This is a genomic window from Enterobacter cloacae complex sp. HYC074_NIDB (assembly GCF_056673345.1).
On sequence record NZ_CP114219.1, the window covers coordinates 1 to 4858 of the forward strand.

The window sequence follows — 4858 nt, forward strand, 5'->3', positions numbered from 1 at the left end:
CGCGGCCTTATCGTTTCCCTGTTAAGTTTCTTCCTGGCATCTACCAGGAATTTCCGCCCCATTCGTAAGCCCACACCGCTCGCCGCAGCCGAACGACCGAGCGCAGCGAGTCAGTGAGCGAGGAAGCGGAATATATCCTGTATCGCATATTCTGCTGACGCGCCGGTGCCGCCTTTTTTCTCCTGCCACATGAAGCACTTCACTGATTCCCGCACCCGTGCCAATATAATAAGCCAGTATACACTCCGCTAGCGCTACGTGACTGGTTCAGGGCTGCGCCCCGAAACCCGCCAAAAGCCTGACGCGCCTGCGGCTTGTCCAACCCCGCGCCGACCGGGAAAGGCTTTCCCGCCCGTCCCGGCGTTATCAGGAGGCCGGTTTGTCAGAGAAACGGAGCAAGATGCTCACCATGTGGGTGACGGAGGACGAGCACCGGCGGCTGCTTGAGCGCTGTGACGGCAGGCAGCTGGCGGCGTGGATGCGGCAGATCTGCCTGGACGAAAAGCCGGCACGTTCCGGAAAGCTCCCCTCGATCTCGCCGGCGCTGCTGCGCCAGCTTGCCGGCATGGGCAATAACCTGAACCAGATAGCCCGCCGTGTTAACGCCGGCGGCGGCACCGGCCATGACAGGGTACAGATTGTGGCGGCGCTGATGGCCATCGATGCCGGCCTTGAGCGGCTGCGGCACGCCGTTCTTGAGAAAGGAACGGACGATGATCGTTAAATTTCATCCGCGCGGCCGCGGCGGTGGCGCCGGGCCGGTGGACTATCTGCTGGGTAAAGACCGGCAGCGTGAAGGCGCCACCGTCCTGCAGGGGAAGCCGGAAGAAGTCCGGGAGCTGATTGACGCGTCGCCTTACGTTAAGAAATACACCTCCGGCGTTCTGTCGTTTGCGGAGGCCGATCTGCCTCCCGGCCAGCGGGAAAAACTGATGGCCAGCTTCGAGCGGGTTCTGATGCCCGGACTCGATAAAGATCAGTACAGCATTCTGTGGGTGGAGCACGCGGACAAGGGGCGTCTGGAGCTGAACTTTCTGATCCCCAATACCGAGCTGCTGACCGGCAGGCGGCTCCAGCCTTACTACGACCGCGCCGACCGGCCGCGCATCGATGCCTGGCAGACTATCGTGAACGGCAGACTGGGGCTGCACGACCCGAACGCGCCGGAAAACCGCCGGGCGCTGGTCACGCCGTCCGGGCTGCCGAAAACGAAGCAGGAGGCCGCAGAAGCCATTACCCGGGGACTGCTGACCCTTGCTTCGTCCGGGGAGCTGAAAAGCCGTCAGGATGTCACTGACACTCTTGAAGGTGCAGGTTTTGAGGTGGTGCGCACCACGAAAAGCAGTATCAGCATTGCCGACCCGGACGGGGGGCGAAACATCCGACTGAAGGGAGCCATCTATGAGCAGTCTTTTAACGCTGGCGAAGGACTTAGAGCAGCAATCGAAAGCGCAGCAGCAGAGTACCGGCGAGATGCTGAAAGCCGCATTCAGCGAGCACGAGCAGTCTGTCAGAGCGGAACTGAGCGCAAGCGCGAGGAGAATCAGCGACGCCATCCTCGCCCACGAGCAGAGTATGAGCGAGGCGATGGAGAAAAACCGGCGGAGCGTACTGCGGACTGCCGGGCGGACATGGCTCACCATCCTGATGGTGTCAGCGCTGCTGATCGGCACGAGCGGGAGCATTCTGTGGTGGCAGGGGCAGCAGATAACCGACAATTACACGCATCTTCGTCAGCAGGAAGATACCCTGGCGAAAATGACCGCCCGGACGTGGGGAGTGCGCTATCAGGAGAGCAGCGACGGCCGGAGGTTTCTTATCCTGCCGCCGGGGATGCAAACCGAAGCCATCCCCTACGACGGGACGACATGGATCCGCCTGAAACAGGAGTAGCGGAAAATGACAGAGCTGGAAAAGCAGTTGCTGAGCGCATTAGAGCAGCTACAGCAGGACTACTCGCAAAGGCTGGACGAATGGGAGAGCGCCTTCGCGGAATGGCGGAGCATGTGTGGTCTTATGCAACGGGAGAACGCGATGCTGAACGAGCGCGTGTCGGACTTGAGCACGCAGGTGCTGAGTTTAAGCGAGCAGCTGCGCCGCTTGTCCGGGAACTGAATGCCATCGAGCTCCGGCAGAGGGAGAATGAGTATCAGAAAACACTGGAGCTGGAGCGCCAGCCGCAGAAAACCTACCGCGGGCCGACACTTTAAACCATCCAGGCAGCTGACAACCCGCACGAAGAGGGGCTCTTATTTCTCCCGCTAAATAGGTTCGTGATCAAAAAGGTCACGACTTATTCAGGAGCGGGAAATGAAGCTGTTAAATCTTATTGAATCATTGCTTAACTGCCTGTATCTGGCGGCGGAGCTGTGGGACTGGCTGGAGAAGCATTTGTCGGTTTTTAAGGCATTGGCGCGGATTTTAGTGTGACTTTAACATCCATGCATCTGGCTGCATGACTATGCACCAGTGTAATATTCAGCGGCTGCGTTTCTGGTGTTTTTTCGTTATGTCTGTCGCCACTTTCTCGCGTCTGGCACCGGAAACGCAGCCAACCCCGTTTCAGCGGTGCGGGCAACAGATGTTATGGTAAATCAACCGTCCGTTGATAAAGGTTCTGATAATACCCATGTAGGTGATGTTGTTTGCTTTTTATCTACACACTGCCTGATGGAGCTATTTATGAATGCTGATGAAGTTACACGAATTCTTGCGCAATCGAGTCAAAATGATTGGATTGTGGATGATGAGACAGGGGCGTTTACTTATAAAAATGATTTAGCACTGCACATTAAGAGAGCTGATTACGACGACTACAACTCGTTTAATGAGCCTTGGGCTGTTCGTCATCCTGATAGTAATGCGTGTTCAGTCGAGTACACCGTTCACTATGGTTCTTCGTTTGTTGATAGAAAAACCTTGGTTTCCGTCGATGGTCATCGTGCAACCTTGCCTATGCCTGCATCCGCAACGGATCTAAACGTGTCATCGGCTGATGTGAATTTCGCCAAAATTGTAAACATTGGCGATCGCGTTGATGAATACATTCAACGTTCTGGTCTTACGATTAAGCCCTAATTTAACGATAAGCCCGGCCTCCAAATGCGGGCTGTTCCTGCATGTAACCAGCATAACTAATCGGCTTTTTTCCTTACTGTATATATTGGCTTTTTATGTCGCGGCTTTCTTACTTGCTCGGACACAGAAGGACCAATTATGTCTAAATAATCTACAAGCTTTGTAAGGTCGTATATGTTGCGGCCACCATATCGGTTGTCGCTTTTTGATGTCGGTTTTTTATCTAAGAGATTGGCTTTTTCTAGGTCATTAATAGCCCTTTGCACCGTCCTTACTGACACCCCCATCCGTATAGCCAGGCTCTCCATTGAGGGGTGCGGCCACTCCTGTAGATTCCACCAGTGTACTATGAGATTCAGCAAGGTATTGAATGCTACAGGGCTCAATTTCTTCTCATTTTGTATAAAAAACAACACAGTAGGTACTGCAGTCCATCCTAATGACAGACCTCCAGCCTTCCATTTTTTTTCTATTGCGTAACTCATTGATTATCCTGTAAATATTTTTTTTGAGATATATATAATATAAGTATTCATATGAATAGGGTGACACCAGCGCCATTATTACACAACTATAAAAGGCTAATCTGAGAACAGAAAAACATTTCTATCTGCATTAAATACGGAGTTAGTGATATGAAAACCAAACAACATCATGATCTTGTAAAAGATACTGAAATATTTGGTGTATCCTTGTCTCTGTTGATTTCCAGAGCGAATGAGAGATCTGTTACAATGCCATCTGGTCTAAGTAGGGAGCAGAGAAGAGCATGGGCAGCGGATCAAGCACGCAAAATCCACAATTGAATGTTGTCTCTTTCTCTGAGACATTCAATCTTTATTACACATCCCGCTTTTCTCAAAAAACACTCGATAAAATCGATGACTTCATCGAACATTTCGAGAAGTACAATCTTTTTGGCGATGCCTTAAAAGGCCATCCGGCTTGGATTGGCAAGGTATCGCCATCTTGGAACGTGCCTGACAGTTACGAAAACAAAGAAGCTATTGAAGAACATGCCAGGGCTAATAAATTGTGGCATGCCCATATAGGCGATCCCGTTTTCATCGATACATTTCACGGGAAGTACAAAGTCTCTGATTGGGTCATCCACTTCCAACGTCTAGCGCCGAACCATATAAAACTGTTAGAGCTTGGGTATCATGACCCTATGCAACTCCCCCAAAATTTCGAATGATCTCTTGTTCGGATGAATGATCCCTTGAGATTCGTTGACCCTCGTCGTAATCTCTTGCGGTGAAAACGAAAAAACCACCCGGCAAGGTGGCTTTTTCGAAGGTTCGCAAGAGTTGACGCTCTTTTGAACCGCGGTAACTGGCTTGGAGGAGCACAGTCACCAAAACTGTCCTTTCAGTGTAGCCTTATCGCACCCGAAACTTCAAGACTCTCCTCCTCTAAACCTGTTACCAGTGGCTGCTGCCAGTGGCGCTTTGTCGTGTTTTTCCGGATTGGACTCAAGTTGATAGTTACCGGATAAGGCGCAGCGGTCGGACTGAACGGGGGGTTCGTGCATACAGTCCAGCTTGGAGCGAACTGCCTTCCCGGAACTGAGTGTCAGGCGTGGAATGAGACAAACGCGGCCATAACAGCGGAATGACACCGGTAAACCGAAAGGCAGGAACAGGAGAGCGCACGAGGGAGCCACCAGGGGGAAACGCCTGGTATCTTTAAGTCCTGTCGGGTTTCGCCACCACTGATTTGAGCGTCAGATTTCGTGATGCTTGTCAGGGGGGCGGAGCCTATGGAAAAACGGCTTCGC

Annotated in this window: 5 protein-coding genes; 4 read left to right on the forward strand and 1 reads right to left on the reverse strand. The window is 52.4% G+C overall.

Features of this window, described 5'->3' with window-relative positions; all coding sequences use genetic code 11:
• The first annotated feature begins 400 nt into the window (after window positions 1-400).
• From O1724_RS23865 to O1724_RS23875, 3 genes are all read left to right on the forward strand, one after another.
• Window positions 401-724 (forward strand): MobC family plasmid mobilization relaxosome protein, encoded by a 324-nt coding sequence (locus tag O1724_RS23865; RefSeq protein WP_012477689.1) that lies wholly within the window; start codon window positions 401-403, stop codon window positions 722-724.
• Window positions 714-2210 carry a plasmid mobilization relaxase MbeA gene (mbeA, locus tag O1724_RS23870; protein ID WP_045347659.1) on the forward strand — a complete coding sequence of 499 codons (1497 nt, stop codon included), beginning with the start codon at window positions 714-716 and terminating at the stop codon, window positions 2208-2210. The genes O1724_RS23865 and mbeA overlap by 11 nt, the downstream gene beginning before the upstream one ends.
• A gap of 376 nt (window positions 2211-2586) precedes the next feature.
• Window positions 2587-3078, forward strand: a complete 492-nt coding sequence (locus O1724_RS23875) for a hypothetical protein (protein ID WP_123921711.1) — start codon at window positions 2587-2589, stop codon at window positions 3076-3078.
• Between the two features lie 56 nt (window positions 3079-3134).
• Here the strand turns inward: O1724_RS23875 and O1724_RS23880 are convergent, their stop codons facing one another.
• Window positions 3135-3563, reverse strand: a complete 429-nt coding sequence (locus tag O1724_RS23880; protein WP_032634161.1) for a helix-turn-helix domain-containing protein — start codon at window positions 3561-3563, stop codon at window positions 3135-3137.
• Window positions 3564-3847: 284 nt separating this feature from the next.
• Between O1724_RS23880 and O1724_RS23885 the strand changes: the two genes are divergently transcribed.
• The gene (locus O1724_RS23885; protein WP_032634162.1) at window positions 3848-4276 is read left to right on the forward strand and encodes a hypothetical protein; all 429 of its coding nucleotides are present in this window, start codon (window positions 3848-3850) and stop codon (window positions 4274-4276) included.
• The last annotated feature ends 582 nt before the right edge of the window (window positions 4277-4858 follow it).

Excerpts from the sequence above, each read along its gene's own strand:
- mbeA (WP_045347659.1), top strand. The coding sequence starts at position 714 with ATGATCGTTAAATTTCATCCGCGCGGCCGCGGCGGTGGCGCCGGGCCG.
- O1724_RS23875 (WP_123921711.1), top strand. The coding sequence starts at position 2,587 with ATGGTAAATCAACCGTCCGTTGATAAAGGTTCTGATAATACCCATGTA.
- O1724_RS23885 (WP_032634162.1), top strand. The coding sequence starts at position 3,848 with ATGGGCAGCGGATCAAGCACGCAAAATCCACAATTGAATGTTGTCTCT.
- O1724_RS23880 (WP_032634161.1), bottom strand. The coding sequence starts at position 3,563 with ATGAGTTACGCAATAGAAAAAAAATGGAAGGCTGGAGGTCTGTCATTA.
- O1724_RS23865 (WP_012477689.1), top strand. The coding sequence starts at position 401 with ATGCTCACCATGTGGGTGACGGAGGACGAGCACCGGCGGCTGCTTGAG.